Origin of the sequence: Komagataeibacter diospyri, assembly GCF_006538165.1 — a bacterium.
In the GTDB taxonomy this organism is placed as follows: domain Bacteria; phylum Pseudomonadota; class Alphaproteobacteria; order Acetobacterales; family Acetobacteraceae; genus Komagataeibacter; species Komagataeibacter diospyri.
The window spans coordinates 1-2,343 of record NZ_BDLU01000097.1 but is presented as its reverse complement, the minus strand read 5'-3'; the positions used below and the strand labels follow the sequence as shown (position 1 = coordinate 2,343).

The following is a 2,343-nucleotide window of genomic DNA, read 5'->3' as shown; positions in this document are numbered from 1 at the left end:
CAGCTCGCTATCATGTTCGATGAGCGGTTCCCAATGGCCTGAAAAAATGGCACCGCACAAAATTCTACACAGTCTCGCATCCTGTATTCCGGCTATCCCGCCCGGACTGGCCAGACCGGCCGCATTCGCGATGGTTCCGGCCACGGCTGCTGCGATGGCAGTCGTGTAAAGTTGCACGGTGGTCAGGGACGCTGAAGCCACGCCCTGTTCGGGCTGCGGTGTTGCACGAACAATACCGCTGAGCAGATGCGGCCATGCCATCCCCACACCGGTTCCGACAAGGATAAAGGCCATGGCAATCGGCAGGATGTCGGTAACGCCACCGTGGACGTCGTGTGGCATCCACCATGCCAGAAACAGGATTGCACCCAGTCCCAGAACAGGAGCAGCAGCCAGCAGTCGGCGCGCCTTTCTTCCCGATGCCCCAGAACCGGCAAAAGAACCAGTAGACCAGCCTGCAGCCATCAGCGCGGACAGATAGCCTGCGACCAGAGGTCCCTGGTGATGCAGGGTCTGCAGGAATAACGGCGCAAAGATTTCAATCACCTCCACAGTCAGGGCCAGTCCACCCAGCAGCCCATAGAGAGGCAGAAGCGGAGACCGAAGATGGAGCGTACCCATCGGGAGCAGCCGACTGGTATTGCGGTGCTCACACCGTATGAACAGGATAAATAGACAGGCTGCGAGCGCGAGCCCCATCACGTTTTCGGTGAGATGCGGCATGGCGCTGCCAATGGACAGAACCAGCACCGACAGGACCAGAAGCATCAGTTGCGGCCACGCCACGGATGACTGCCCCTTGCTGTCATCCGCAAACCTGTCTGGCAGCACCCATAACGCCAGTAGGGCGAAGAGACCTGCACAGAGACACATGAACCAGAAAGACAGCCGCCATGCGCCCGCCTGAGCGAACAGTCCGCCGATTGCGGGTCCGATCAGTGTGGCCATACCCCACATGGATGACAGCATTCCCATGGCACGGGTCCAGAGCTGTTCCGGGAAAACGAGACGGATCACAGCATAGGCAAGCGAAACCAGCATTCCCGCCCCGATGCCCTGAAAGATCCTGCCGCCAAGCATGACGATCATGGACGGCGCCAGCGCACAGAGCAGGGCGCCTGCTGCAAAAATCATTGCGGCAGCGCCATAGGCCCGGCGAGGCCCGAGGTAAGCAAGCAGGGAAATGGAAAGCGAGGACCCGACGATGGAGGCCACGATAAACAGGGTCTCGTTCCAAGCATAATAGCGCATGCCGCCAATATCCCTGACAGCGGACGGAAGGACCGCCAGGATCATGTAGAGATTGATGGCATGAAGGGCGACCCCGCCAGCAAGGACCAGGGTCCTGACCCCGTTCTGGCCAGAAAACAGAAGTCTCCAGTCATCGCTCGGTGTGGTTGGGCTGACTGTTGTGCCGTCCATCATGAAACTCCGGAATGCCGCGGCGCCAATTCGCACACGGGGCTTGCCGAGACATGCCGGTATCTTTCATAAAACCTCAGGTAAGGTTGAGGTCAATGACAAAGCGAACGAAAAAATCGGGACTGCCTCAGGAACTATCCGTGGGTGATGTGGCACGACGGTCGGGTGTAACGGTCTCGACGCTGCATTTTTACGAAACAAAAGGGCTTGTCAGCGGCTATCGCAATGCAGGGAACCAGCGCCGATATCCCCGTTCGATCCTGCGCCGTGTTGCCGTCATCCGGATTGCCCAGCGGGCAGGATTATCCCTCTCTGAAATTAGGGAAGCCCTGGAAACCCTGCCGGATGGACGGCAGCCCACGATACGGGACTGGCGCCGGATGTCAGGCGCGTGGCGGGACGCGCTGCAGGACCGGATTGAAAATCTTCTTAAACTGAGAGACCAACTCGATCTCTGTATTGGCTGTGGCTGCCTGTCGCTAACAGACTGCCCATTGCGTAACCCGGGAGATATCAAAGGGAAAAGCGAAGAGATCACATAAATCGGATCGATAGCTACCGGACTGACAGGCCGACGGCTTTCATAATTTATCGGCTATATTTCATGGTCTGGTGATAAAATGTGACCCGTCAGATCAGATTATGTTCGGTTTGGAGGACGATCGACAGATAACAGGTGGATACGGGAATGTTCACGTTGTTGACCTACCATAGATCGATTTGGTCGATTGTCTGGCAGAGATGCCTTATGTCGGGCTTGGGAAACGAACATCTTCGGCGTCAGGAACGCTTTTCCGACATCTTGACAATGAAGATCCGCAGGTCGGCCAGCATCAGATCCTAGCACTACAGTTGCGCTTTCTGTTTGATATGTGAGAGGTAGGCTGCGGCCTGATGAGCACGTCGAAAGAACGACCATCG

The 2,343-nt window shown here is 57.1% G+C and carries 2 protein-coding genes; one reads left to right on the top strand and one right to left on the bottom strand.

Going from position 1 to position 2,343, the window contains the following annotated elements; translation table 11 throughout:
* On the bottom strand, window positions 1-1,422 hold a 1,422-nt coding region (locus MSKU9_RS17695), incomplete at its 3' end, for an MFS transporter (protein ID WP_227002603.1).
* Window positions 1,423-1,562: 140 nt separating this feature from the next.
* Here MSKU9_RS17695 and soxR point away from each other — a divergent pair.
* The gene (gene soxR, locus MSKU9_RS17690) at window positions 1,563-1,964 is read left to right on the top strand and encodes a redox-sensitive transcriptional activator SoxR (RefSeq protein ID WP_456305983.1); all 402 of its coding nucleotides are present in this window, start codon (window positions 1,563-1,565) and stop codon (window positions 1,962-1,964) included.
* Window positions 1,965-2,343: the final 379 nt, after the last annotated feature.